Source organism: Ruegeria sp. D6 (assembly GCF_056534365.1).
Genome location: NZ_JBQFPH010000001.1, coordinates 437,026 through 462,237, shown reverse-complemented (window position 1 = coordinate 462,237; position 25,212 = coordinate 437,026). Strand labels below are relative to the sequence as shown.

The 25,212-nt window shown below is 54.7% G+C and carries 23 protein-coding genes and 1 pseudogene; 13 read left to right on the top strand and 11 right to left on the bottom strand.

Annotated elements, in window-relative coordinates; genetic code table 11:
* Positions 1-237: 237 nt before the first annotated feature.
* The 3 genes from ACR0A1_RS02295 to ACR0A1_RS02285 form a co-directional block, all read right to left on the bottom strand.
* Entirely contained in the window at positions 238-945 is a 708-nt protein-coding gene (locus ACR0A1_RS02295; RefSeq protein WP_480866077.1) for an IS6 family transposase, read from the bottom strand.
* Positions 946-1,081: 136 nt separating this feature from the next.
* Positions 1,082-1,903, bottom strand: coding sequence for a phytanoyl-CoA dioxygenase family protein (locus tag ACR0A1_RS02290; RefSeq protein ID WP_480866076.1), 822 nt, complete (start codon positions 1,901-1,903; stop codon positions 1,082-1,084).
* Positions 1,896-2,954, bottom strand: coding sequence for an L-idonate 5-dehydrogenase (locus tag ACR0A1_RS02285; protein ID WP_480866074.1), 1,059 nt, complete (start codon positions 2,952-2,954; stop codon positions 1,896-1,898). The genes ACR0A1_RS02290 and ACR0A1_RS02285 overlap by 8 nt, the downstream gene beginning before the upstream one ends.
* Before the next feature lie 69 nt (positions 2,955-3,023).
* Between ACR0A1_RS02285 and ACR0A1_RS02280 the strand changes: the two genes are divergently transcribed.
* The gene (locus tag ACR0A1_RS02280; RefSeq protein ID WP_170565707.1) at positions 3,024-3,791 is read left to right on the top strand and encodes an SDR family oxidoreductase; all 768 of its coding nucleotides are present in this window, start codon (positions 3,024-3,026) and stop codon (positions 3,789-3,791) included.
* Between the two features lie 47 nt (positions 3,792-3,838).
* Here the strand turns inward: ACR0A1_RS02280 and ACR0A1_RS02275 are convergent, their stop codons facing one another.
* From ACR0A1_RS02275 to ACR0A1_RS02255, 5 genes are read right to left on the bottom strand one after another with little or no spacing between them, the layout of a single operon-like run.
* A complete protein-coding gene (locus ACR0A1_RS02275; RefSeq protein ID WP_170403474.1) occupies positions 3,839-4,429 on the bottom strand; it encodes a LysE family transporter in 591 nt (196 codons plus the stop codon).
* 16 nt (positions 4,430-4,445) lie between these two features.
* Positions 4,446-5,369, bottom strand: coding sequence for a 2-hydroxyacid dehydrogenase (locus ACR0A1_RS02270; RefSeq protein ID WP_170733450.1), 924 nt, complete (start codon positions 5,367-5,369; stop codon positions 4,446-4,448).
* Entirely contained in the window at positions 5,362-6,210 is an 849-nt protein-coding gene (locus tag ACR0A1_RS02265; protein WP_170733451.1) for a fumarylacetoacetate hydrolase family protein, read from the bottom strand. Before ACR0A1_RS02265 ends, ACR0A1_RS02270 begins: the two co-directional genes overlap by 8 nt.
* Before the next feature lie 11 nt (positions 6,211-6,221).
* Entirely contained in the window at positions 6,222-8,018 is a 1,797-nt protein-coding gene (locus ACR0A1_RS02260; RefSeq protein ID WP_480561301.1) for an IlvD/Edd family dehydratase, read from the bottom strand.
* Complete coding sequence (locus ACR0A1_RS02255) at positions 8,015-8,773, bottom strand: SDR family oxidoreductase (RefSeq protein ID WP_170609034.1); 759 nt, start codon at positions 8,771-8,773, stop codon at positions 8,015-8,017. The genes ACR0A1_RS02260 and ACR0A1_RS02255 overlap by 4 nt, the downstream gene beginning before the upstream one ends.
* Before the next feature lie 190 nt (positions 8,774-8,963).
* Here ACR0A1_RS02255 and ACR0A1_RS02250 point away from each other — a divergent pair, with 190 nt between their 5' ends.
* Together ACR0A1_RS02250 and denD are read left to right on the top strand one after the other, a co-directional pair.
* Positions 8,964-9,848, top strand: a complete 885-nt coding sequence (locus tag ACR0A1_RS02250) for an NAD(P)-dependent oxidoreductase (RefSeq protein ID WP_480866071.1) — start codon at positions 8,964-8,966, stop codon at positions 9,846-9,848.
* A complete protein-coding gene (denD, locus tag ACR0A1_RS02245; protein ID WP_480866070.1) occupies positions 9,845-10,813 on the top strand; it encodes a D-erythronate dehydrogenase in 969 nt (322 codons plus the stop codon). The genes ACR0A1_RS02250 and denD overlap by 4 nt, the downstream gene beginning before the upstream one ends.
* Here denD and ACR0A1_RS02240 read toward each other — a convergent pair.
* Positions 10,810-11,460, bottom strand: coding sequence for a GntR family transcriptional regulator (locus ACR0A1_RS02240; protein ID WP_170396177.1), 651 nt, complete (start codon positions 11,458-11,460; stop codon positions 10,810-10,812). The genes denD and ACR0A1_RS02240 overlap by 4 nt on opposite strands.
* Positions 11,461-11,657: 197 nt before the next feature.
* Here ACR0A1_RS02240 and ACR0A1_RS02235 point away from each other — a divergent pair, with 197 nt between their 5' ends.
* The 10 genes and pseudogenes from ACR0A1_RS02235 to ACR0A1_RS02190 all read left to right on the top strand — a co-directional run bounded on the left by ACR0A1_RS02235 (position 11,658) and on the right by ACR0A1_RS02190 (position 22,662).
* A complete protein-coding gene (locus ACR0A1_RS02235; RefSeq protein ID WP_170396175.1) occupies positions 11,658-12,671 on the top strand; it encodes a TRAP transporter substrate-binding protein in 1,014 nt (337 codons plus the stop codon).
* A 79-nt stretch (positions 12,672-12,750) separates the two neighbouring features.
* On the top strand, positions 12,751-13,920 hold the full coding sequence (locus ACR0A1_RS02230) for a mandelate racemase/muconate lactonizing enzyme family protein (protein WP_480561298.1): 1,170 nt from the start codon (positions 12,751-12,753) through the stop codon (positions 13,918-13,920).
* Between the two features lie 16 nt (positions 13,921-13,936).
* The gene (locus ACR0A1_RS02225; protein ID WP_480503398.1) at positions 13,937-14,779 is read left to right on the top strand and encodes a TRAP transporter small permease subunit; all 843 of its coding nucleotides are present in this window, start codon (positions 13,937-13,939) and stop codon (positions 14,777-14,779) included.
* On the top strand, positions 14,779-16,401 hold the full coding sequence (locus ACR0A1_RS02220) for a TRAP transporter large permease (protein WP_170403499.1): 1,623 nt from the start codon (positions 14,779-14,781) through the stop codon (positions 16,399-16,401). Before ACR0A1_RS02225 ends, ACR0A1_RS02220 begins: the two co-directional genes overlap by 1 nt.
* Before the next feature lie 10 nt (positions 16,402-16,411).
* A complete protein-coding gene (locus tag ACR0A1_RS02215) occupies positions 16,412-17,362 on the top strand; it encodes a phytanoyl-CoA dioxygenase family protein (protein WP_170626580.1) in 951 nt (316 codons plus the stop codon).
* 24 nt (positions 17,363-17,386) lie between these two features.
* Positions 17,387-18,889, top strand: a complete 1,503-nt coding sequence (locus tag ACR0A1_RS02210; RefSeq protein WP_480866068.1) for a UxaA family hydrolase — start codon at positions 17,387-17,389, stop codon at positions 18,887-18,889.
* A complete protein-coding gene (locus tag ACR0A1_RS02205; RefSeq protein ID WP_480866066.1) occupies positions 18,886-19,890 on the top strand; it encodes a Gfo/Idh/MocA family protein in 1,005 nt (334 codons plus the stop codon). Before ACR0A1_RS02210 ends, ACR0A1_RS02205 begins: the two co-directional genes overlap by 4 nt.
* A gap of 106 nt (positions 19,891-19,996) precedes the next feature.
* Positions 19,997-20,917: pseudogene (locus tag ACR0A1_RS02200) on the top strand (NAD(P)-dependent oxidoreductase); the annotation flags it as partial.
* 3 nt (positions 20,918-20,920) lie between these two features.
* Positions 20,921-21,802: a DMT family transporter gene (locus ACR0A1_RS02195; protein ID WP_170646478.1), complete on the top strand. Its 882-nt coding sequence runs from the start codon at positions 20,921-20,923 to the stop codon at positions 21,800-21,802.
* Entirely contained in the window at positions 21,799-22,662 is an 864-nt protein-coding gene (locus ACR0A1_RS02190; RefSeq protein ID WP_480866064.1) for a sugar kinase, read from the top strand. The genes ACR0A1_RS02195 and ACR0A1_RS02190 overlap by 4 nt, the downstream gene beginning before the upstream one ends.
* On the opposite strand, the gene ACR0A1_RS02185 is transcribed toward ACR0A1_RS02190, so the two are convergent.
* Together ACR0A1_RS02185 and uxaC are read right to left on the bottom strand one after the other, a co-directional pair.
* On the bottom strand, positions 22,649-23,845 hold the full coding sequence (locus ACR0A1_RS02185; RefSeq protein WP_480866062.1) for a mannitol dehydrogenase family protein: 1,197 nt from the start codon (positions 23,843-23,845) through the stop codon (positions 22,649-22,651). The genes ACR0A1_RS02190 and ACR0A1_RS02185 overlap by 14 nt on opposite strands.
* The gene (uxaC, locus tag ACR0A1_RS02180; RefSeq protein WP_480866061.1) at positions 23,846-25,210 is read right to left on the bottom strand and encodes a glucuronate isomerase; all 1,365 of its coding nucleotides are present in this window, start codon (positions 25,208-25,210) and stop codon (positions 23,846-23,848) included.
* Positions 25,211-25,212: the final 2 nt, after the last annotated feature.

Genomic DNA, 25,212 nt, shown 5'->3' with positions numbered 1-25,212 from the left:
CAACCAATCTCAGAAAATTGCCCCATTTCCACAACTAGCGGCGCGGATCATGAAGCCCGTCATTCGTCAGATGAGTGGATTCTGGCAATCCAAGCGTGGATAACCGCACGACAAATAATAGCGCGAATATCCGAGTATCATCTTACAACGAAACGCTGGGCGGGTCCTAGGCTTCAAACTCCATTGGTGCTGTCAGACAAATTCGAACCAGTCTCAATTTGACTCAAAATCGTGAACCTATCCGGAACAAAGTTGACGCCACTCGTCAAGAGCGGCGGTTCGCGTCAGCTTGAAGGAGTCTCGGCTGGTGAGGGATATTTCCTGGTTAAAGTGGTTGTATACGTAGGAATGGTCGGAAGCGAAATTCTGTAAACTTCGAATGCGCCTTAAACCCTGGATCGCGCGCTCGCGTTGTTGATACGGCAGGTGCGAGTTCTCGATGCGGTTGTTGAGCCACCTGCCCGTCGGTTGTTTTTCGAGCGTGCCCAGCTCTCTGACCGCGACTCTGTGTCCGGCGAAGCGAACCGTGACGACGGTTTCCGCTTTACCGCATCGCTTCATCAATTTCTTGAGGAATTTCAATGGTGCAGCTTTGTTTCGACGTTTGGTGACAACTGCTTCCAGCACTTCGCCCTCATGATCTACGGCCCGCAAGAGGTAATGTTTCTTGCCATTGACCTTCACAAAAACCTCATCCACATGCCACTTCCATTTCGAGAATGCGCGCAGTTGTTGCACCCGCTTACTTCGGATCTCAGAGGCAATCATCGGACCGAACCTGTTCCACCCATATCGGACAGTTTCGTGGCTCACGTCGATGCCTCGCTCGTGCAGCAGAACTTCGACATTCCGAAGTGAAGGCGAGAAGCGGATGTATAACATCACCGCAAGGCGGATGATCTCGGGGCTGGTTTTGAAATACTTGTAAGAGGCAGGATTAGTCATGGGCACAAGCTACGCAACACCCCTGCCCGCTCACCCCAAGTTCTTATGACAAGAACCTTTTGAATGTTCATTGGTTTTCGCGATTCAGGTCTGCTTCCGGGTCGATGTAGCAATGGTTCTTGGCATGCCAAGGGCGTCACTTCACTCCGGCGAAGAGTATTTGTTTCTTGCGGTCTGCATCCCTTTGACACAAAACGAAATCGTTCTCATGCAAAAAGCCCTGAGGGGAGGACGCAAGTAAAAAATGCCCAAAATCATCTCGCCCTGCGACTAGCGCAACCAAAGTTTTCACGCCATTCTGCTGTTTCATTGAAGGCTTTATAAAACGCAACGCCGCACCAATGCGTCTATCGTCTGTGTTATTGGGTCCTGATGCGTGAAAGAGATGCCCGTGATGCATGGATGCCTGCCCCGCACTCAATTCGGCAGCGACTGCATCTTTTTCGTTCACATCGACTGCGATTTCCTGCCCGCGTGACAAAAGATTGTTTTCGCTGAAGGTGTCCACGTGAGGCACGATACGGCTTTTGTGGCTGCCAGGAACAAACTTCATACACCCGCTTTGCTCAGACGCTTCTGAAATCGCAACCCAACAGGTAACCTCTTCAGCATCATCCAATCCCCAATAGGTCAAGTCTTGGTGCCACGAGACTATCTTCGATGATCGCGCTTCTTTTACGAAAAGTGCACCGCTCCAAACCATGAGGTCCGGCCCTAACACCGTTGAAGCAGCCTCAATCAGCTTCGGATGGCGAAGTAGTGCATCGAATGATGGTATCAGCCTGTCCGGATAAGAATATAGAAGCTTGAGTTTATCTGGGTCGTCTCTGAGAATGCGCTCAGCTTTCTCAAAATCATTGCGCAGCGCTTGGACCTCAAAAGCTGTCAGGATATCCAGCGGAGCTACGAAACCATCTCTTTCATAAGTCTTTGCAATATCACGCGTTCGTCTATCCATTGTCATTATCCGGAAACGTTAACTGCACCTTCATTGATCGGCTTCGATCGGACGCAACCTCGAAAGCTGTGATGGCCTCGCTAACCTCGAAGGAATGCGTCACCAACTGGTCTACATTTATTAGTCCGCTTCGCATCATCTCGACCGCGACTGAGAACTCGGAATGGAAACGGAAAGACCCGCGAAGCACTATCTCTTTTGCAGTCAACGCCTGCATCGGCACAGTCATATCTCCGCCCAGACCAAGCTGAACCAATGTTCCACCCGGTCGCAAGCATGCGACGCCAGAAGCCAGAGCCGATTGAGCCCCGGAACACTCCAGTTGTACATCAACCTGACCCTTGTCGTTTTCAAACTGCTCCAGTTTTTGTGGATCGGTGTAGGTGTTGATGACATCGTCTGCCCCGCATCCACGCGCCAGAGCGAGGGTCTGGTCCGAGATATCCGTCGCCACTATTCTGGCCGCCCCAGAACGACGCGCCGCCAAGATCGTGAGGCAGCCGATTGGACCGCATCCCGTGATAAGAACCGTTTTACCTAAGAGGCTCCCAGCTTGTTTAATCGCGTGCAAACAGACCGCCAAAGGTTCGGCCATAGCGGCCTGCGCAGGACTTAACCCATCTGCTGGAACGCATTGACTGGCTTTCGCTACGAGTTTGCTTTGAAAAGCGCCTTGGATATGCGGGAACGGCATCGCGCTGCCATAGAACTTCATATCAAGACAGTGGTTTTGCTGCCCGTTCAGACAATAACTGCAGGATTGGCAAGGTCGGGATGGAGAAACTGCAACCAGCTGACCTAGGTGTAGCCCCCGCACACTTGATCCAACTTTCACTATTTCCCCGGCGATTTCGTGTCCAAGCACCATCGGCTGACGCAACTTGATCGCACCAAAACCACCGTGGTTGTAATAATGCAGGTCAGAGCCGCAAATCCCTCCCGCGCGCATGGCAATCAAGACTTCGTCTGGCCCCACGTCGTGCACATCCCGGTTTTCCAACCTCAGATCTTTTGCGGCATGGATAACAACAGCAACACTGGCCGTAGACATTGCACGGACTCCCTATACAGATTGCCAAAAGATACGGATAGTCGGTGCTGACAACCAAGGGATTTTTGCATGACGCTTGAAATGTTTAGCCTAGAGGGAACACGCGCGCTCGTAACAGGCTCTAGCCAAGGCATCGGATTTGCGTTGGCTCGTGGTTTGGCTGCCGCCGGTGCGCAGGTCGTTTTGAACGGGCGCGATGCCACTAAACTAGCGTCAGCAGCATCCGAGCTGAGCGAAACAGGTGCCTCGGTACGCGAACTTTCGTTCGATGCAACCGATCATGAAGGTGTCCGATCTGCTGTGGACGACTTTGAAGAAAAAGTCGGCCCAATAGACATCCTGATAAACAACGCCGGAATGCAACATAGGACGGAGTTACAGGATTTCCCCGCTGATGCCTTCGAGCGCCTGCTACAGACAAATGTAGCGTCCGTCTTTCACGTCGGTCAGGCTGTGGCACGGCACATGATTGAAAGAAAGTCTGGTAAGATCATTAACATTGCGTCGGTTCAATCCGCATTAGCAAGACCGGGTATTGCGCCTTACACGGCGACAAAAGGCGCCGTGACCAATCTTACAAAAGGAATGGCAACTGATTGGGCTAAGTATGGTCTAAACTGCAATGCCATTGCGCCTGGATATTTCGATACACCTTTGAACGCCGCCTTGGTTGCCGACCCAGAGTTTAGCTCATGGCTTGAGAAACGTACCCCGGCCGGTCGCTGGGGCAATGTAGAAGAACTTGTCGGCGCCGCCATTTTCCTTGCTTCCCCTGCATCCAGTTTCGTCAATGGTCATACTCTCTATGTCGATGGTGGAATAACGGCGTCACTTTGATCTGCAGCTTCCAATCGCCTGCTAAGTAAGACCGACTTAGATATCGTTCATAGCGCCGACCCCAAGGCAATCACCACAACCACCATTAATGAAGCGGCCATCGCAATATTGATCCTTTGATGCGATCTCTCGCTTAAATCAAGGCTACCCAGCTTTGCGCCAGCACCCAGCCAGATCATGTGCACTGGAACCCAAATCATATTGAATACTACGATTTTTATGACGACCTCCCAAACGGGCGCATCGGGCAAAAAGGCAAACCCTGAAAACAATGCTGTGCCGACCACGTAAGCCTTGGGATTGATGAACTGAAGTGTCAGACCGTTCGCAAAACCAAGCGGCGAAACCGCAGGGGAAAATCCGACCTTTGAGCCGGCGCTGGCAATACGCCAGGCGAGAAATACCAGATACCCGACAGAGGCGAATAGCAACAAAGTTCTAAGCACCGGTACAGCCAAAGCAACCGCAGCGACTCCAGAGACAACTAACATCATGTTGATGAACCCGCCCAGCATCAGACCAGCCACAAAGGCGAGTCCAGCTCGAAAACCAAATGCTGATCCGATACCCGCAGTTGTTAGAACACCCGGGCCCGGCGTAATCAGCAGAAAGAAAACCGCGACAGCAAACTCAAACACTTTTCAGATTGGCCTATTACAGATCTCTGCATTCCGGCACAGCTGTGATGACCGATCCGTCCTTATGGTGTTGCAGCAGATTGTCGACAGTCAGGTCACCCATTGCTGCACGCGTCTCAAAAGTCGCGCTACCAGCGTGAGGGAGCAGAACGACATTGGACAACTCGCGCAATGCTTTTGGAACGCGCGGTTCGTCCTCGAAGACATCAAGCCCTGCCCACCCGAGCTCACCATTTTGCAATGCAGTAATTAAGGCAGTTTCGTCGACAACCGAACCTCGACTAACGTTTATCAGAGTGCCGCCTGCCCCCAACGCGCGCAACACCTCAGCGTTGACCAGCCTATTGGTCGACGGGCCGCCAGGCGTGATGCATATGAGAACGTTCACATGCTCTGCCATTTCAACCAAATTGTCGAAATATCGGTACGGGACATCCTTTTGATTGCGGGTGTGATATGAGATTTCGGGTGCCCACGGCTCCAACTTATCAACAATCGCCTGACCAATGCGACCAAGACCAAGAATGCCTATTTTTTGATTGTCCGCTGATCGCGTCAAAGGGGCATTACCTTCAACTTCCCATCGCCCGGACCGGACGTAATCATCGTCACGTATGAGCTCTCGATAACATGACAGCAACAGCAGAACGGCGGTGGTTGCGACTTCTTTGTTCAACACATTGGGCGTGTGCGTCACAACAATCCCACGCTCAGCCGCAGCATTAGCGTCGACGGCGTCGTAGCCGACTCCATAGACGCTGATCATCTTCAGATTACTGAGTGAAATCATTAGGTCATGCGGAACGCCATCATGCCCGTTCGTTACGATATGCGTAATACTTTCCGCGTTGAAATCGTCCAATTGATGAATATTGAACACTGAAGACAGGCGTCCTCGCATCCGTTCAGTGATCCCTCCGATTTGCAACAAGTCAGTCATCTTGGCCGACCTTTTGCCGCTGAACACCAAGCCCATCGATACGAAGCTCCATGACGTCGCCATTTTTCAGATAAACTGGTTCCGGTTTGATTCCCATTCCAACACCAGGCGGTGTTCCAGTTGAAATGACGTCACCGGGGTGCAGTGTAAAAAGTTGGCTTAGATGCTCAATGATCTCGGCAACGGAAAAGATCATCGTGGCGGTATTCCCGGTTTGCATGCGCTGACCGTTTACATCCAGAGACATACCAAGACACTGAGGATCCGGCACCTCATCCCGGGTCACTAGCCACGGGCCGGTAGGGCCAAAAGTGTCGCAGGATTTTCCTTTGGTCCATTGACCTGTCAGTTGCGTTTGAAAATGCCTTTCCGACACGTCGTTTACAATGCAATAGCCCGCAACATATTCGAGTGCGTCGGCCTTGGAAACATATTTGGCTGTCTTACCAATGACGACCCCCAGTTCGCATTCCCAGTCGGTATGTGTAGACCCCCGCGGCATAACAACATCGTCATAAGCACCAATGACAGCCGAGTTCGCCTTGAAAAAAAGTATCGGATGCTCGGGAATATCTGCGCCGGTTTCTGCAGCATGGTCCGAGTAGTTCAAACCGATGCAAAGAAATTTGCCGATGTCACCGACACACGGAGCGATACGAGGGTCACCCTTTACAATTGGCAGGTTGTTCGGATCCAATGACCGCAGGTTATCAAGCGTTCCGTCATCCAACATATCCCCCGTGATATCATTGATATGAGCGGACAGATCCCGCAATTGACCCTCAGAGTCGACCAGGGCTGGCTTTTCCGAGCCCTTGGCTCCGTAACGAACAAGTTTCATTTCTGTTCCTTTTAGTGGTTATCGCGTGGCATGAAGCCTCGCGCGATATCGCGGTAGTTTTCTGCACCCTTGAGCGTCATACCGCGATCCAACCGATCTACTTTTTCGCGGAATAATTCCTGCCACGGGGATTGGTTGGGCGGGGTTGAATAACCACCCTTTGCCTCCAGATCGCGGGCGCGTTGATGCAGTTCTTCGAGCGAAACCAGCATATCTGCTGTGCCTTTGCCAAGATCGATGCGCAGTCGGTCACCATTTCGCACCAAAGCCAATCCACCACCCTCTGCAGCTTCGGGTGAGGCATTCAGGATAGACGGACTTCCTGATGTACCGGATTGCCGTCCATCACCGATGCAAGGAAGGGCTTCGATGCCCTGTTTCAACAAATATGAGGGCGGCCGCATGTTCACGACCTCTGCAGCACCAGGGTATCCTTTTGGTCCCGCTCCGCGCATAATCAGAATACAGTTTGCGTCGATGTTTTCTGCAGGATCATCAATCCGATGGTGAAAGTCCTCAGGCCCATCAAACACAACCGCCCTGCCCTCAAATGCATCCGGATCATCCGGGTTCGACAGGTAGGTCTCTCGAAATGCCTGTGAGATCACAGATGTTTTCATAATCGCACTCTCGAACAGGTTGCCTGAGAGATTGATGAACCCCGCCTGTTGCTTAACCGGGTTACTGACGGGCTTGATTACGTCGCTATTCTGAGACCGGCGTGCCGAGCAATTGTCGCCCATTGTCTTGCCGTTCACCGTTATCGCATTGGGATGCGGCAGCAATCCAGCATGAAGAAGCTCTCCGACAACGGCGGGTACACCTCCGGCCTGTTGGTAATCTTCGCCCAGATACTCACCCGCAGGCTGCATGTTAACCAACAGTGGAACGTCGTGGCCAAGTTTCTGCCAGTCATCGTTGGTCAACGGAACACCAAGATGCCGAGCGATTGCATTCAGGTGGATCGGCGCATTCGTCGATCCACCAATCGCAGAGTTGATAACAATCGCATTCTCAAAAGCCTGACGTGTCATCACATCGCTGGGGCGTAGATCCTCCCAGACCATGTCCACAATGCGTTTACCCGTTTCATAACTGATTTGACCGCGCTCTCTATACGGGGCTGGAATGGCTGCTGATCCGGGCAATTGCATACCCAAGGCCTCAGCAAGCGAATTCATGGTCGTTGCTGTTCCCATCGTATTGCAATAACCCACCGAAGGTGCTGCGGCGGCTGCGATTTCCATGAACTCATCGGTGTCGATTTCGTCAGCCGCAAGGTCTTCGCGCGCTTTCCAAATAACCGTTCCCGATCCGGCGCGCTCACCTTTCCACCAGCCGTTGAGCATGGGACCGACCGACAGGGCGATCGCTGGGATGTTGACGGTCGCAGCGGCCATAAGAAGCGCGGGCGTGGTCTTGTCGCAACCAATGTTCAGAACAACGCCGTCAATCGGATACCCGAATAGACTCTCAACCAAGGACAGATAAGCCAGGTTGCGGTCGAGTGACGCCGTTGGCCGTTTACCTGTCTCTTGTATCGGGTGGACCGGTATTTCGATGCACGTTCCCCCGGCGGCGATGATTCCATCGCGAACACGTTTGGACAATTCGATATGATGCCGATTACAGGGGCTCAAATCACTGCCGGTCTGAGCAATGCCAATGATCGGTTTGCCTGATTGCAGTTCCTCACGGGTCAATCCGTAATTCAGGTATCTTTCCAGATACAATGCAGTCATCTCAAGGTTCTCAGAATTCATGAACCACTTGCGAGATCGCAAATCGTTTTTTGATACTTTTGTCATTGGCCTGACCAACCCCCGTCAATTATGTGCGTGTGTCCTGTGGTGAATGCACTTTCATCGCTCGCCAGATAGACGACCAATGCAGCAATCTCTTCTGCTTTCGCTACACGCCCCATAGGCTGACGCGCCACAAATTGTGCAAGGGCCTCTTCTCTGCTGCCCAGTTGCTCGCCCAACGCATCTACGCGGTCACGCCAACTGGGACTGTCGACTGTTCCCGGACAAATGCAATTGCACCGGATTCCTTTTGTTATGAAGTCCACGGCTACCGATTTCGTCAGCCCGACAACAGCGGCTTTTGTCGTTCCATATACAAAACGATTTGGCGCACCGATTATGGAACCCAGTGCGGAAGACATATTGATTATCGAGCCTCCTCCGCGCTCTAGCATTCCCGGCAATACAGCCTTTGTCGTGCGCACCATTGAGCGCACATTAAGGTCCATGGCGAAATCCCACTCTTCATCGGTTGCATCCAGAATAGTTCCGTGATGCACGAACCCTGCGCAGTTGAACAAAACGTCCGGCTTCGCTCGCGCGACCCCATGATGAATGCTGTCATTATTCGTCACATCCATCTCGAATATTTCGAGATTTTCGAGATTCCGACCGCGAATCAAATTTAGTTTTTCAGGGTTAATATCCGTCGCATAGACTTTTGCACCCTCTCTTGCCATTGCAATTGCGCTTGCAAGTCCGATCCCCTGTGCGGCGGCTGTGACCAAGACGCTTTTTCCCTTAAGTCTTTCTGACATATAAATATTCCGACCTCAAAAGTGGCGACTGGACAAGTGTTACTTCGTCCCACAGATCAACCGAGAAGCAAAGAAACCTTGGCGGATTTGCAACGACTTCTGGCATGTGGGCACAGAGCCGTTAGCGTATGACAGAGATTTTGGTTTGGCCATAACCATGCGTGGCGCACCTTCGGAAGGACAGTAGATGATGAGCAAGCAGTTCAAAGTGGCTCTGTTGGGAACCGGCCTGATGGGAGCTCCTATGGCGCGGAATATTTTGCGCGCCGAGTTTCCGCTCACTGTATGGAACCGCAGCTTGAAAAAGGCAAAACCGTTGACAGCAGAAGGCGCGACATTGGTGGAAACTGCCCCGCTGGCGGTTTCGGGTGCAGACGTAATAATAACCATGCTCTCGGATGGATATGCGACCGGCGCGCTACTTGCTGACGAGGCTTTCCGCGAGCGACTCAAACCGGGGATGATCTGGATTGATATGTCGAGCGCCAAACCCGAACACGCAAGAGAGCAATCCGCGCAGCTTTCCTCGATGGGGGTGCTGCATCTGGACGCCCCGGTTTCCGGTGGCACCAAAGGTGCCGAAGCTGGCACCCTTGCGATCATGGTCGGTGGCGATCAGGACGTTATGGAGCGCGTGCGACCAGTTCTGACAGCAATGGGCCGGCCTGTACATGTTGGCCCAAGTGGTTCTGGTCAATTGTGCAAATTGGCCAATCAAACAATTGTCGCTGTAACAATATCGGCTGTCGCCGAAGCGACTCTGCTGGTTCAGCAAGGTGGTGCGGACCCCACCGCGTTGAGGGCCGCACTGAAGGGGGGCTTTGCGGATAGTATTATCTTGCAACAACATGGCGAACGCATGTCTGATGGAAATTTTGCACCCGGAGGTTTGTCTAAGTTTCAACTCAAGGATTTGGACAACACGCTGGAGGAAGCACGAAGCCTTGGCGTTGAGCTACCTAGCACCCGATCTGTGCGCGACCGTTTCGAATATCTGATAGACGAAATGGATGGGGCCGAACTGGATCATTCGGCTTTGTATCTAGAACTCAAAAAACGGAACGGAATGCTGTGACGCGGATCCTGATTATAGGCGGCGGAGGAATGCTGGGCCAGAAACTGGCCCATCGCGTGTCGACCCAAGAAACCTTTGGAGCCGATGCCCAAGTCTCACTGTTCGATCTCTCGTTCCCGCCCGAAAGTGCGGCAGGTAATCAAATTGTGGGGAACTTGACTGCGTCAGGCATAGCTAAGTCTTTTGCTACGCAGCGGCCAGACGTCATTTTTCATCTTGCAGCTATCGTTTCAGGCCAAGCTGAAACAGACTTTGCGTTGGGTTGGGATGTAAACCTTATGGCAACGTGGGCACTGCTGAACGCACTTAAGGATGAACACGAGGCATCAGGAAACGAGTACACACCTCGTCTGGTTTTTGCCTCGTCCATAGCAGTTTTCGGGTCACCATTCCCCGAAAAGATAAGCGATGAGTTCCTCTCGGCACCTTTGACAAGTTACGGAGCGCAGAAAGCGGCGGCTGAATTGATGATCACGGATTTCAGCAGGAAAGGATACATCGACGGTATTTCCTTGCGCTTGCCCACTTTGTGTGTGCGCCCGGGCAAAGCCAACGCTGCCGCTTCGTCCTTCTTTTCGGGTATAATCCGAGAGCCATTGAATGGGGATGAGGCTGTCTTGCCAGTTGCCGAAACCGTTCGCCACTGGCACGCCAGCCCCCGCGCCGCTGCGACTTTTTTGACCCATGCAGCAACAATGGACACACAGCTTTTGAATGATAGACGCGCATTGAACATGCCTGGCGTAAGTTGCACCGTCGCCGAACAAATCGAAGCTCTGCGCCAAGTGGCCGGCCAAGAAGCGGTTGGCCTAATCAGGCAAGAACCCGACGAGACAATCGAACGAATAGTCAAGAATTGGCCGCGAGACTTTCAAACAGATCGCGCTCAGGAGTTGGGGTTCGAGGCGGAATCAAGCTTCGACGATATAATTCAGGTGTATTTGGAAGACGATTTTCGGCTTTAGTCGCCCATCGTCTTTCCAGTTAGATGGCGTTCCAGATGGTCGTGAATTTTCTCTCGTGTTAACTGCTCATCCCCTGACAATGCTGCTTCAAGTATATCGGCATGGTGTCTTATGTTCTGAGAAATGAATTCAAAGTTCCGGTCTGCCACCATCAACTGCTGTCTGAATTGCGCATAAACTCGGCTATGCATTTGTTTTAAAGTTTCCGAGCCACAGGCAGAAATAAGTGTTTGGTGAAATTCCTTTTCCGAGGCAAACCATATCTCGATAAGGCCGCTCGGGTCGTCTGTGGCGTGAATGCGTTTTTCGATATGGCTGAGTTTGTGATGTGCGGCCGTCAATCTTGCTTCCCAATCCACCCCGCCATTACGGATCGACATTGCGGTGCCTTCGGCCTCCAACAGAACACGGACGTGCGTCAATTCGATAAGCTTCTGCGGCGAACGCATTGGCACACGGAAACCTTTTTGTTCCTGAAAGTCCACCAAACCAACAGCGGCCAAACGAAAAAGGACTTCACGAACGGCGCTCGCAGAACAGCCATACACTTTACGAAGTTCTTCAGCCCGCACCTTCGCTCCATGCTCGAATCCATTAGAGATCAGGCGCATCTTAAGATCTTGATAAATATCTATTTCGTCGTTCATTCCAGTATGCACCTTCAAGTTTTGTCCAAGTAGCGTCCTAACCTTATTTTCGAATTATCGCAAGAATCTCGAAATTTTTAGAAATTTCAATTTTTTCTTGTTGCATTCGATTCGTCGGCTTAACGTTTACCTGCGCGACAGCAAAGGAGGCGGCAAGATCTTCCACACCGCGCACGCTCAACGTCTGGGAGGACAATATGAAAATAGTCAAGACAGCGGCCCTGGCGGCCGTAGCCACGACAATGGCAGCCGGTTTCGCGATGGCTGAAACAACGAAGCTTAGAATTCAAACCCATTTTTCGCCCGAAACTCTGTCAGGCCAGATGGCTGCAAAATTCGTTGAAGACATTCAGGAAATGTCGAACGGCGAAATCGAAGTTGAAATGTTCTATTCCTCTTCGGTGGTCAAATCAGTTGAAACCTTCGATGCCGCAGCTACAGGAATTCTGGATTGCGACATGACGGGCGGCGGCTATCAGACCGGTAAAAACCCGGCCTTCCAGTTTGCGGGCGACCTGCTCGGCGGATATCAGAACCCATATCAGCAAATGGCTTGGCTTCTTCATGGCGGCGGAAGAGAAGCTGTAAATGATCTATACAACGGCTACGACATGGAATTCATCGGATGGTGGATTCCCGGGCCAGAGTCGTTGTCTTCGACCAAGCCGATTGCAAAAGTGGAAGACTTCAAAGATTGGAAGTTCCGCTCGCCTCCAGGCCTTGCTACCAAGGTGTTCGCGGAACTTGGTGCTTCTCCGATCGTGATGGACTTCAACGAAATCTTCACGGCTTTGGAAACCGGTATCATTGATGGTGCGGATGCTGCGAACCTGACGAACAATGTAGGCCTCGGTCTGTACGAGATCGCAGGCCACACAAACTATCCCGGTTTCCACTCGATGCCTGCAGATCACCTAGCTTGTCGCAAAGACGTCTGGGAAGCGATGCCCGCGCATCACAAGAAGATCATGGAAGTCGCAATGGATAGCCTGGCATTGCACAATGCCACAATCAATGAGGTGCAGAACGCTCAGACTGCAAAAGACTTGAAGGCAAAAGGCGTGCAGTTGTACGAATGGTCGCCTGAAGACCTGGCAGCGTATCGCGCGGCCGTTCAGGTCGGTTGGACGGAGTTCGCAACGACACCTGAAGCACAGGCGCTTTTGGAAAGCCACATCAACTTCCTGCGTGACCTGGGCGCAATGCAATAATCAGGCTTCGATCGAACTACGACACACGGAAAGGCCGCGCTTGCGGCCTCTCCGGATCGGCGCCGGGATCCGGAACTTCATGAAAATCACCAGAATAATAAGTCATGTACTGCAGTACGACATGCCGGAAGTTCTGGGCTACTCGCAACAGTATTATGACAAGCGTACAACCCATCTGGTCGAGATTCAGACAGATGAAGGGGTAACCGGTTGGGGGGAGTGCTTTGGTCCCGGAAACGTAGCCATTGCGAACAAATCCATCGTGGAAAAGGTAATCCAACCAATGGTCCTTGGCATGGACCCTTTGGACAAAGACGTGATCTGGCACAAGGTGTACAATCTTTTGCGAGACCATGGCCAAAGCGGAATGCCAATACAGGCTTTGTCCGGGGTGGACATCGCACTTTGGGACATCTCCGGCAAAATCTCTGGCCTCCCCCTCCATAAGCTTGTCGGCGGGGCTCATCGCGCAAGCGTTCCTTGCTACGGCTACGGCATGATGCTCCGGGATGAACCGATTTCTAGTCTTGCAAGCCGTTTTGAGGATGAAGCCGCTAAGATCAAGTCAATGGGATTTACCGCCACCAAAATGAAAACGGGCTTTGGCCCGAAGCCTGATGTGAAACTGTGCGAAGCAGTTAGACGCGGAGTTGGTGACGACTTTCCTTTTATGGTCGATGCAAACCATGCCTATACGACTTCAGACGCGTTCTTTGTCGGTCGGGCGCTGGAAGAACTGGACGCATATTGGTTCGAAGAACCGGTCGCGCCAGAAGACATTGACGGATACCGCGAACTGCGCACTTCGCTTAAAGTAAACATCTCAGGCGGAGAGGCGGTATTCAATCGCTGGGCATGGCGCAATCTTCTTGAAAACCGTGGCATCGATATCGCGCAGCCAGAGGTTTGTGCTTTGGGCGGTGTTTCAGAGTATCTCAGGGTACTGTCTCTATGCCACGCACATTTCACTCCGGTCGTAAATCACGTCTGGGGTAGCGCCATCGCCGTCGCAACTAATCTGCATTTACTAGCGGCCATGCCCGCAATTCCAGGCGGCTTGCATCCATGGGAGCCGATGCTGGAGTTCGACACAACGGACAACAAGTTTCGGGACGATCTGCTGACCGAACCGCTGGAAATTCAAAATCAAGTCAAGGCCAACAACGGCCGTGTCACGATCCCGACTGGCCCCGGATTGGGTGTCGAGCCGGACCGAGACTTTATCGATCACTACAGGATCGAAGGATAGGGACGAGGGTTACGCGATGCACAAGAACTCAGGCGGACTAATTGAATGGCTCATACCGTTGGCCTTCGTCGCAACAGCCAGCTGGCTTGTTTGGCATCTTCCCGCATTCCTATTGGACTGGCTGCCTTACACCTCTGAGTCCCTCAAAAGTCAGGTAACTGAAATATATCTGCGCAGCGACGTTACGCCCGAATTGTCTGGCGTATTCGGGGGGTATGTCGACATCATCGACATGGCCGCGCTCGTCCTTCTACCGTTTCTTGCAGTGATTGGTACCAAGACCGTGCGCCCGGCGACGATGGAGTTCGAAGGCTCGACGGTTATGGACCGTTTCGCCCTGTTCATAGGTCGAGTGACGATGATGATGATCGCAATCATGACTGTCGTGATGCTCTACGAAGTCTTCATGCGTTATATCCTGGAGAAGCCGACCGAGTGGGCGAACGAAATGACACTCTGGTTCGCCAGCTTTGTGTTTTTGATGTCTGGCTACTACGCCATGCAGCAACGCAGTCACATTCGAATATTCCTGCTGTACGACGCAGTTCCACGTTGGCTTCAGCGCGTTTTTGATACGGTTTCGACTATACTGATCGTGCTATTTGCCTTCTTTCTTGTCTACGGCAGCTACAAACAGGTGTTCGTCAACAAGCTCTACAAATGGGAGCTTTATGGCTCTGCCTTCAATCCGCCGATCCCGGCGACGTTGCAGCCGATGGTGCTGATCGTGATTACGCTCGTCGCAATGCAAGCAATTTTGAACCTGGTCGCGGATTGGAACAAAGAACCGGAAATCCACACAGATGAACCGGACGAAGACGAAATTGAAATGATCAAACGGGCGGTGGGACAAGACTGATGGACATTGGAACAATCTCACTCATCCTGATGGTCGCCCTGATTGTGCTTCTGGCGATCGGGATGCCCTTGGGTCTGGCCTCGGCTTCGCTTGCGGTTCTGGTTCTTGTGCTCAAGTTCGAACCGACACTGCTTTTAAACCCGTTTTCATTCGGCGACGGGATTCTCACAGGTCGGCCTGGGACTGGGCCGCTCTATATCCTGGCGCAGAAGATATACGGGCTCTTAACGGACTACGTGCTCATATCCGTGCCATTGTTTATCTTCATGGCGTCGCTGCTAGAGAGGTCCGGGATCGCGCGCGACATGTATTCGTCGCTGAATGTCTGGCTGTCCAGAACACGCGGCGGCATCGCGATCGTGACCTCGATCATGGCGGTGATCATGGCTGCCATGTCCGGCATCATCGGCGGTGAGGTTGTCCTGCTGGGCCTTATCGCCCTGCCCCAGATGCTGCGCCTGGGCTACGATCAGAATCTCGCGATCGGCGTCATCTGCGCCTCAGGGTCTCTGGGCACCATGATCCCTCCTTCGATCGTTCTGATCATCTATGGGCTGATCACCGAAACCTCGATCAAGTCGCTGTTCACCGCGTCTTTCATTCCCGGCTTCATGCTGGCCTCGATGATCATCCTGTACATCATCATCCGCACGCGGTTGAATCCTCATCACGCTCCGCTGCCGGAACCGGACCCGAACGACCCCGAACCAGCCGAGAAACGCAAACTGTTTGGTGCCTTCATGAGCATCGTCGTCGCCGGATTTTCCACCGTTCTGTTTATCCGGGCCGCTTTTTTCGAGCTGTCAGGCTCCAACGCTGCCAGCCAGGGCGAACCAGCGCGATTGGGGACAGCTGACTACCTGCCCTGGTTTGCCGGTATCACGATCGTCGCCCTTCTGCTGATTTTCTTCGTCTTTGGCAGACAGCGCGCAAAAATCGGTTGGGAAATGGGCAAGGGTCTCGTCGCGCCGCTGGTTGTAATCGGCGTCGTGCTCGGCTCGATCTATGGCGGGATCACAGGTATCACTGAGGCTGCAGGCATGGGCGCCTTCGCAGTCCTGATCATCGCCATCCTAAGGGGCGAAGGATCGTTCGAGCTGGTTTGGGACAGCTTGATGCGGACACTAAAATCCACAGGCACCATCATCTGGGTTACGATCGGGGCCGCCGCGCTGGCGGGTGCCTATACCATTGCTGGAGGGCCCCAATACGTGGCCGACCTGATCGTCGGCCAGGAGCTGCCGACCATGTTGGTCATTCTGGTAATGATGCTGATCTTGCTGTTCATGGGCGCATTCATGGATTGGGTCGGCATCGTACTGTTGATCATTCCGGTCTTTCTGCCGATCGTCCTGCGCCTTCCTATCGAGGAAATCGGAGTCTTTGGCCAGTTGGAGCCGAGTCATGTCGCCATCTGGTTCGGCGTCGTGTTCTGTATGAACATGCAGGTCAGCTTCCTCTCGCCCCCTTTCGGCCCGGCCGCGTTCTACCTGAAGTCAGTGGCCCCGCCGCATATCAGCCTGACGGATATCTTCCGCGGCTTCCTGCCATTCATCGGGATCCAGTTGCTGGCGCTTTCCGTTCTTCTGATCTGGCCGGGTATCATCGCGCTGCTGTTGTGAGGTTGCACCCATGCTGACACAAGATGCGATTGGCAAGTTCCAGACCGATGGATACCTCGTGGTTGAGGATGTAATTCCCCGCGATGTCCTGGGTCGGGTGCAAGCGGAATACTCGGATGTCCTGAACCGGCTCTATGACTGTTGGTACAAAAAAGGGCTGGTCAAGGACGAGCCGTCTGGAATGACCTTCTGGGACAAACTTCTGTCCGCCTATCAAGCCGGATGCGACTATTTCCAGCCGCTGGACATCTCGCTGCCCGGCGATCGGATCATGGCGGACACACCGTTCCATATTGGGCCCGCAGTGTTCGACTTGCTGACGGCCCGTACCATGCTTGACATCGTCGAGCAGCTGATCGGGCCAGAGTTGGTGAGCAATCCAATCCAGCACGTTCGGCTGAAGCCCCCTGCCCTGAAGCTGTCCAAGGACGAGGTGCGCGCGCACATCACCGCAACGGACTGGCATCAGGACCGAGCGGTTGCGCTGGAGGATGCTGATCAGACCGACATGGTCACGGTGTGGATTGCCGTCAACGATGCAACCGTCGAAAACGGCTGCCTGCAAGTGCTGCCGAAGGCACAGGACCAAACCATCCTGCCGCATTGTGCCCGGACGCAGACAGGCATTGCTGACGGGTTCATTGATGAAGGCCGCGCCGTACCCCTTCCTGTCAAGGCCGGCGGGATAATCCTGTTTCACCCTTTGACGCCACACGCTTCGCTGATCAATAAAACGGACCGGTTCCGCTGGTCGTTCGACATCCGCTTTAGCGCGGCAGGCCAGCCGACCGGTCGAGATCATTTCCCCAGCTTCATCGCGAGGTCCAGATCGCGCCCCGAAACCGAGCTGCGAGATTGGCGCGTCTGCAAGTCCAATTGGGAGGCGGCTCGAGCAAGACTGTCCGGCAAGCCGCATATAGATATTCACCGGTGGACATCGGACTCACCGTTCTGCGCCTAGCTGCTGCCGCCAGGAAAGCTGATTATGACTTTTGTACGTTTAGATCGAACAGATAGCGTGGTGGTTGCAACTCGGCACCTGGAGGCCGGCAGTATGGTCGAGGATATCACGACCAATGCACGCATCCCCTCGGGGCACAAGGTCGCCACACGGAATCTTGCACTCGGCGATCCGGTCAGAAAGTACGCCCAGATCATCGGCTACGCCACCCAACCGATCGAACCCGGCGACCATGTGCACACCCACAATGTCGAGTTCCGGAACACCAGTGTGGACTACGAGTTTGCGACGGATCACAGGCCCACCAAACCTGCCACCTCGGTCGATACATTCATGGGCTACCACCGGGACAGCGGTCGGGTCGGCACGCGCAATTACATCGCGGTTCTGACCACAGTGAACTGTTCGGCGACTGCGGCCCGCATGATCGCCAATCACTTCACGCCGGACAAGCTGGCCAAGTTTCCGAACATCGACGGCGTGGTGGCCTTTGTCCATGGAACAGGCTGCGGAATGGCCGATTCCGGCGACGGTTTCGAAGCCCTTCAACGGGTCATGTGGGGGTTTGCAAAACACCCCAACCACGCTGCCGTTCTGATGGTCGGTCTGGGCTGCGAGATGAACCAGATCGACTGGCTGCTGGACGCGTATGGGCTGAAGCAAAGTCCCACCTTCCAAACGATGAACATCCAGAACGTCGCCGGATTGCGTCGGACCGTGGAAATGGGCATCAACAAGATCAACCAGATGCTTCCCATTGCCAATGAGGCGAGGCGCAGCGAAGCCCTGGCGTCCGAACTGATGGTTGCGCTGCAATGCGGTGGCTCGGACGCTTGGTCCGGCGTGACCGCGAACCCGGCGCTCGGACATGCCTGCGACCTGTTGGTTGCGCAAGGCGGCACAGGTGTCCTTGCGGAAACACCCGAAATTTACGGAGCCGAACACCTTTTGACCCGCCGCGCCCTTAGTCGCACAACTGGGGAAAAACTGATCGGACTGATCGATTGGTGGCAGGACTATACCGCTCGCAATCACGGTTCGATGGACAACAACCCAAGCCCCGGCAACAAGCAAGGGGGTCTGACGACCATCCTAGAGAAGTCGCTGGGGGCAGCGGCGAAGGGCGGCACCACCCCTTTGACCGGTGTATTCAAATACGCCGAACCCATCACCGCCAAAGGCTTCACCTTCATGGACAGCCCCGGATATGACCCGGCCTCGGTGACCGGGCAGATCGCGGCTGGGTGCAACCTTGTGTGCTTCACCACGGGACGCGGCTCTGCATTTGGGTCCAAACCGGCACCCACGCTGAAAATCGCTACCAACTCTGAATTGGCAGCACGCATGCCCGAAGACATGGACGTGGATGCGGGCGACATTCTGACCAAAGGCGCCAGCGTCGAAGAAAAAGGACAGGAAATATACCGACGGCTGCTCCAAGTCGCCTCTGGCGCGCGGACCAAGTCCGAGGCGCAGGGCTTGGGTGACTACGAATTTGTTCCCTGGCAAATCGGAGCGGTGATGTGAAACGGATCCTTGTAGCCGGCGGCGGATTAATCGGTATCCGCCACGTCCGCGCCGTGATTGAGCATCCCGGCTGCATGTTGGTCGGGTTGGCCGATCCAGATGGCTCGATCCAGATCGACGCGCCGCGTTTTGCTAGTATGGACGAGGTGCAGGACCCGGTAGATGGCGTCATCATCGCCACTCCGACCCGCCTGCATGCCGAACATGGCATTCTGGCCGCATCTCGCGGTTGGCACATGCTGATCGAAAAGCCGGTTGCCGCGTCGGTCGGTGATGCACTGCGCCTGAAGACGGCCATTCGCCAGGCCAATGTCCGCAGTCTTGTAGGCCACCATCGGCGGTATCATACAATCTTGCAACACCTGAAGGAGGTGATCGCGCAAGGTACGATCGGACAAGTCATCAATGTCTCGTTGCTGTGGGCCATGCGCAAACCCGACAGCTATTTTGAACAGAACTGGCGGACTTCCGATGGCAGCCCAGTCATGATCAATCTGGTGCATGATATCGATGTCCTGCGCTTTGTGATCGGAGAAATCTCGGATGTCGTCGCCCTGCCCGGAGCGCCCATCCGCGGATCGGATAGGATAGAAAGCGGGGCTGTCGCGATCGCATTCGAAAACGGCGCAACGGGCACTATCAGCTTTGCCGATACCGCACCCAGCCCCTGGGGGTTTGAGGCCGGAACCGGCGAGAACCCGAACATCGGCACGACCCATCAGGACATGATCTGGATCACGGGAACCAGTGGCGCTGTGAGTTTTCCCTCCATGACCCTGTGGCGCGGACAGGATTGGGGCACTGCGGCCCAAAAAGACCAACTTACACGACCGGAACAACAACGCGCACCGCTAGAGGTGCAGCTGGATCACTTCCTTGACGTGATCGATGGCGCTCCTCCTCTGATTGACGTCGAGGATGCAGCCCGAACGCTCGAGGTCACATCACGGATTGAACAGGGGCTAAAGGCGCGAACGACCCGAGCGCGGGCGCCGGCCTGATGGACATGCGGCCCGGCCAAATGCCGGACCACCTAAAAACCAATGATTATCCACCGGGCAATATGAGCATTAAAAAAGCAAAGCCGCCCGCAACAAACACAAGAATAAAAACCAGACACATTCACGGAAAGGGAAACCAATGAGCAAACCATCAATCGGGTTTATCGGCTTGGGACTAATGGGCGGAGCCATGGTGAGCCGACTGTTGGACCAAGGATATTCGGTCGCTGTATTGGGAAACCGCGACCGCACGTACCTGGACGCCGCGATTGACCGAGGCGCCCGCGAGATGCAAAACGCCCAAGAACTGGCTCAGGCCAGCGACATCGTGATGCTGTGCATGGGCACCTCCGAACAGGTCGAGAGCCGAATGCACGGTGCAGATGGAGTGATTGCGGGATTGAAATCCGGCGCGATTGTCATCGACTTTGGCACCTCGCTTCCTGGCAGCACACGCGCCTTGGCCGAGGAGGTTGCCGCAGCCGACGGAAGCTATCTTGATGCACCGCTTGGCCGGACACCTTCACACGCGCTAGAAGGCAAGCTCAACATTATGACGTCTGGAGACAAGGCCGCCTTTGACAAGGCCGAGCCGACACTGAAAGATTTGGGCGAAAACGTTTTTTACCTTGGCCCCGTTGGTTCCGGGCACACGATCAAGCTGATCAACAACTTCTTCGGAATGACCGTTGCGAACGCGATGGCCGAAGCCTTTGCCATGGCTGACATCACCGGTGTTGACCGCAAGCAGCTGTATGATGTGATGGCCGCAGGGCCGCTGCATTCCGGAATGATGGATTTCGTCAAAGCCTATGGCGTTGAGAGCGACCCAAATCAGCTGGCCTTTGCCATCAAGAACGCGGCAAAAGACCTCGGGTATTATGACCGAATGGCGCGCGAGGCAGGCGTTACCAGCGTGATGTCGCAGGGCGCGCTTTCGGCGCTGAATGACGCCCGCGACCACGGTCAGGCGGATGACATGGTAAGCCAGATGGTTGACTACTACGTCAAGCGTTTCAACACCTGATCGATGGCCGTCTCCGCCAACCCCACCGCTGACCTGCCGCGCCTTGGCATTGTGCTGATGTTGATGGCGTGGCTGTTCTTTTCGTTGGTTGACCTTGGGGCCAAGTGGTTGGCGTTGGCCGGAGTGCCAGCATTTCAGTTGGCGTTCATGCGCTATGCGGGGCACTTCGTGATCTCAGTGGGCGTGATCGCCAAGGGCGGGATAGAGGCCGGTCGGTTCAAGACTGACCATCCATGGCAGGTGATAAGCCGGGCCTTGCTGCTGATCTCGGCGACCGTTTTCAATTTTTATGCCCTACGGTTTTTGCCACTGACCGTTGTGTCGGCAATCATGTTCTCAAGCCCGGTCATCGTGTGCTTTCTGTCCGTCTTAGTATTGAAAGAAAGCGTGGGCCCATGGCGTTGGGCGGCTATCATCTTGGGCTTTCTGGGGGTGTTGGTCGTCGTACGGCCGTTTGGTTCGGCCTTTCATCCGACCATGCTGCTGATCGTATATAATGCCACCGCTTTGGCCTTGTACTCGATCATGACGCGCAGGCTGTCCGGGGTTGTTGCCGTGGACACTATGCAATTCTACCTCGGGCTTACCGGTACGGTGGTCCTGTTGCCGTTCGCCATCTGGTTTTGGGTCCAGCCAGAAAACACGTGGAGCCTGATTGTACTGATCGGCCTTGGTGTGTTTGGCTGGTGCGGGCATCAGCTGCTGACGAACGCGCATCGGTTTGGAACGGCGAACCAGTTGATGCCATTCACCTATTCGTTCCTAATCTACGTGGCAATCTGGGGTTATCTGTTCTTTGACACAGTACCGGACGCATTCACGTTGGCGGGGGCTGCGCTGATCATGGCTGCCGGTCTCATCATCTGGAAAAGAGAAAAGAAATGACGCGAATTGCCTGCATCGGCGAAGCAATGATCGAATTGTCCATGCTGGAAACCGGCGCGAAGGTGGGCGTCGCGGGGGATACGCTGAACACGGCCATCTACATGCACCGTGCCGCGCCTGACCTGCAGGTGGAGTATGTGACATGTCTAGGCGACGATCCGTTCTCAAGGCGTATCGTGGACTTCATCGCCAGTCATGACATCGGAACATCCGGCATCCGCATCATTCCGAACGCCTCTCCGGGACTATACGCGATCACTACATCTGCGGACGGTGAACGCAGCTTTACCTATTGGCGCAGCGAGGCGGCCGCCCGTCAGCTTTTTGCCGATCACGACTTCAGCCCGCTGAACGGTTACAACGTGCTGTACTTGTCAGGGATTTCCGTGGCCATTCTTCCGCATGCAGTCAGGCTTGCGCTTCTGGACTGGCTCGAAGGCTCTTCCGTTCGGTTGGTATATGACAGCAACTTTCGTCCGCTTCTTTGGGACAGCGTCCAACACGCTCGGCAGATTAACCAACGGCTTTGGCAACGTGCAGACATTGCCCTGCCGTCCATTGACGACGAGATGGCATTGTTCGGGGAAAGCGCGGACCAGGTGGCTGCACGCTTTGCCGATCATCACGGTGTCGGTGCGTTGAAACGCGGAGAGAATGGCCCTTTGTCCATCGGTCAGAACACTGACCAAACCTATGAACCTGCCAAAAACGTGCTGGATACGACAGCGGCGGGCGACAGTTTCAACGGTGGGTACCTCGCGGCCTTGCTGATGGGGAAATCACAGGCCGACGCCCTGATGGCTGGACACAATTTGGCTTCCACCGTTGTTCAATTCCGCGGCGCGATCATTCCCGGATAAGTGGCGCGAGATCCTCAGCACCAACGAGACCAAAAAGCGGCGCTACCGGGTCCGGCTGCTTGACGGCCTTGGCAATTTCCGACGCGCAAGGATCGTTCAGCGCCCTGCCCTTTGCGATCTCGGACATGCAATAGGAGATCCAGGCCCGCATCCCTGCAATCACCGCCTGAGAGCCGGTCTCACGGAGTGTGGGAACAAACCGATACGGCAGCTTCTGGCTGCCATCCATCGCGATTTGGTCCAGACGGTGCGCCAGCTCGGGGTTTTCAAAGCGGCGCAACAAAGCCTCGGCATAATCCGGAACCTGTGCTTGCAGTGCAGCGGGCAGCGTTGCGCCCGCATCCTTCATCAACTCAGAAACCAGCGGGCGCAAAACCGGGTCTCGAACCGCTTCGTGGACGTAGGTCATGCCCCGCTCCAACCCGGCATAAGCCAACAGGGAATGGGCACCGTTCAACATGCGCAGCTTTCGCATCTCGTGCGGGGCTACGTCATCGACCAGTTGCACTCCCGGCCAATCCGGGTGCGGACCGGAGAAACTGTCTTCGATCACCCACTCCGAGAACGCCTCGGTCGGAACAGCCATAGGATCGCCGCTGATTGCGCGAACGGCGTCCGTGGTAGCCGGGGTGATCCGGTCGACCATCGCGTTGGGAAAGCGAACAGAGTCCCAATTCACGTCCAGACCGGCTGCTTCCGCAAAATCGGCAACTGCCGTTTCGAGCGTCTTGCCGTTTTCCATGCGATTGTCACAACTTAGTACCGTTACTGGCTTGCGCCGTTCCGCAAGGCCATAAGCTAAAAACCCGATCAGCGTCGCAGGCTCTTGCCCTGCCAGATCGGCGGCAATCGCCGGGTCCTGAAGGTTCAGCTTGCCCGCGGCGTCCAAGTGATAACCTTTCTCGGTTACGGTTGCCGAAATGATCTCGGCATCCGCCATCACATCGAATATCTCTGCGCGATCCTTGGGCGCGACCAGAACGTCACGCAGAGCTTTGATGCGCCGGACTCCCTGCCCCTGTACGCACAAATCGTACTCGAAACCCTGTCGGGCCAATCCATCCCGAACCGAGGATGAACGCAGGCTGACGCCGACAACGTCCCATCCGCCCGCTTGATCCGTGTAATCCAGCAAATGCGCCCGGGCAAAGTTTCCAAGGCCGAAATGAAGAATTGTACCCATTTACCTTTGCAACCCGTAAACCTGTTTCGCCAGATCGACCGCCAGCAATCGCGCCAGATGCTCGGCACTGTCCCGATCGAAATAGCCGCGCGCAACCTGCTCGGCCAGATGAATCGCCACACCCCGTCGCCACAGGTCGTGACGTGCAGGAATGGACAGAAAAGCCCGCGTGTCGTCATTGAATCCGGCCAGATTGTAATATCCGGCCGTTTCAACGACCTGATCGAAATACCGCGCAATCCCGGCTGGGCTGTCGTGGAACCACCAAGGCGGCCCGATCCGAAGGCACGGCCAATGTCCCGCCATCGGGGCCAGTTCGCGGGCATAGGTGCTTTCGTCCAGTGTGAACAGAATGATGCGCAGTTCCGCCGAGTTACCGACCCGGTTCAACAGCGCCTCAAGGCCCGTGACCCAATCCATCGCGATTGGAATGTCGGCCCCCTTGTCCCGTCCAAAGTCCCGCAGTACCGCGTGGTTCGTGTTGCGCTTGCTGCCAGCATGTATCTGCATTGTCAGACCATCATCGACAGACATCTGCGCCATTTCGATCAGCATATGCCCATAGAACCGGCGAGCATCCTGTTCGGTACCTTCCCGCCGTCTCAGCCGCTGGTACAGCGCATCCGGGTCGTCCAGCCACTCGGTCTTTATGCGTTCGATACCGTGGTCGGTGGCAGTACATCCCAGCTGGATGAAATAAGCCCGCCGCATTCGCAGCGCGTTGAGGTAGCCATCATAGCTGTCCAGATCGCAGTCTGTCAGCTCGGCCAACTTATTCAGGTTCTGTACGAACTCCGGGTCCGCCCCATCCAAAACCCCGTCTGGGCGGAACGTCGGAACAACCCGCCCGCCCCAACCGCTTGTTCGAATCTCCCGATGCTCAGCCAGGCCGTCGAGAGCCGAATCTGTGGTGGCCAGAACCTCGATCCCAAACCTGTCGAACAAAGCCCTCGGGCGAAATTCGGGACGCGTCAGCTTTTCTGAGATCTCATCATAAATCAGGTCAGCCGTGCGAGAAGACAACGCCTCAGACACGCCCAGCGTTTCGTGCAGCACGTAGCTTATCCAGATCCGGGATGGCGTTCCCAGAAACAGATGCCAGTGTTCGGCAAAGGTGCGAAAAACGGCGCGGGGATCCTTCTTTCGCCCCTCTTCCCCAACGCCAAGTTCGGACAAGGGAACGCCCTGCGAATAGAGCATACGGAATACGTAATGGTCGGGAACCACAAGCAGCTCTGCCGGGTTGGGAAACGGCTCATCGGTTGCAAACCACCCCGGATCGCAGTGACCATGCGGAGACACGATTGGCAGGTCCTTGATGCCCAAGTACAGGTTTTCTGCAATGCCATTCAAATTGCCAGTCAATT

Bases quoted from the DNA above. Each gene is read 5' to 3' on its own strand.
- ACR0A1_RS02295 (WP_480866077.1), bottom strand. From the start codon at position 945: ATGACTAATCCTGCCTCTTACAAGTATTTCAAAACCAGCCCCGAGATC.
- ACR0A1_RS02290 (WP_480866076.1), bottom strand. From the start codon at position 1,903: ATGGATAGACGAACGCGTGATATTGCAAAGACTTATGAAAGAGATGGT.
- ACR0A1_RS02285 (WP_480866074.1), bottom strand. From the start codon at position 2,954: ATGTCTACGGCCAGTGTTGCTGTTGTTATCCATGCCGCAAAAGATCTG.
- ACR0A1_RS02280 (WP_170565707.1), top strand. From the start codon at position 3,024: ATGACGCTTGAAATGTTTAGCCTAGAGGGAACACGCGCGCTCGTAACA.
- ACR0A1_RS02270 (WP_170733450.1), bottom strand. From the start codon at position 5,369: ATGACTGACTTGTTGCAAATCGGAGGGATCACTGAACGGATGCGAGGA.
- ACR0A1_RS02265 (WP_170733451.1), bottom strand. From the start codon at position 6,210: ATGAAACTTGTTCGTTACGGAGCCAAGGGCTCGGAAAAGCCAGCCCTG.
- ACR0A1_RS02260 (WP_480561301.1), bottom strand. From the start codon at position 8,018: ATGACAAAAGTATCAAAAAACGATTTGCGATCTCGCAAGTGGTTCATG.
- ACR0A1_RS02255 (WP_170609034.1), bottom strand. From the start codon at position 8,773: ATGTCAGAAAGACTTAAGGGAAAAAGCGTCTTGGTCACAGCCGCCGCA.
- ACR0A1_RS02250 (WP_480866071.1), top strand. From the start codon at position 8,964: ATGAGCAAGCAGTTCAAAGTGGCTCTGTTGGGAACCGGCCTGATGGGA.
- ACR0A1_RS02240 (WP_170396177.1), bottom strand. From the start codon at position 11,460: ATGAACGACGAAATAGATATTTATCAAGATCTTAAGATGCGCCTGATC.
- ACR0A1_RS02235 (WP_170396175.1), top strand. From the start codon at position 11,658: ATGAAAATAGTCAAGACAGCGGCCCTGGCGGCCGTAGCCACGACAATG.
- ACR0A1_RS02230 (WP_480561298.1), top strand. From the start codon at position 12,751: ATGAAAATCACCAGAATAATAAGTCATGTACTGCAGTACGACATGCCG.
- ACR0A1_RS02225 (WP_480503398.1), top strand. From the start codon at position 13,937: ATGCACAAGAACTCAGGCGGACTAATTGAATGGCTCATACCGTTGGCC.
- ACR0A1_RS02220 (WP_170403499.1), top strand. From the start codon at position 14,779: ATGGACATTGGAACAATCTCACTCATCCTGATGGTCGCCCTGATTGTG.
- ACR0A1_RS02215 (WP_170626580.1), top strand. From the start codon at position 16,412: ATGCTGACACAAGATGCGATTGGCAAGTTCCAGACCGATGGATACCTC.
- ACR0A1_RS02210 (WP_480866068.1), top strand. From the start codon at position 17,387: ATGACTTTTGTACGTTTAGATCGAACAGATAGCGTGGTGGTTGCAACT.
- ACR0A1_RS02195 (WP_170646478.1), top strand. From the start codon at position 20,921: ATGGCCGTCTCCGCCAACCCCACCGCTGACCTGCCGCGCCTTGGCATT.
- ACR0A1_RS02190 (WP_480866064.1), top strand. From the start codon at position 21,799: ATGACGCGAATTGCCTGCATCGGCGAAGCAATGATCGAATTGTCCATG.
- ACR0A1_RS02185 (WP_480866062.1), bottom strand. From the start codon at position 23,845: ATGGGTACAATTCTTCATTTCGGCCTTGGAAACTTTGCCCGGGCGCAT.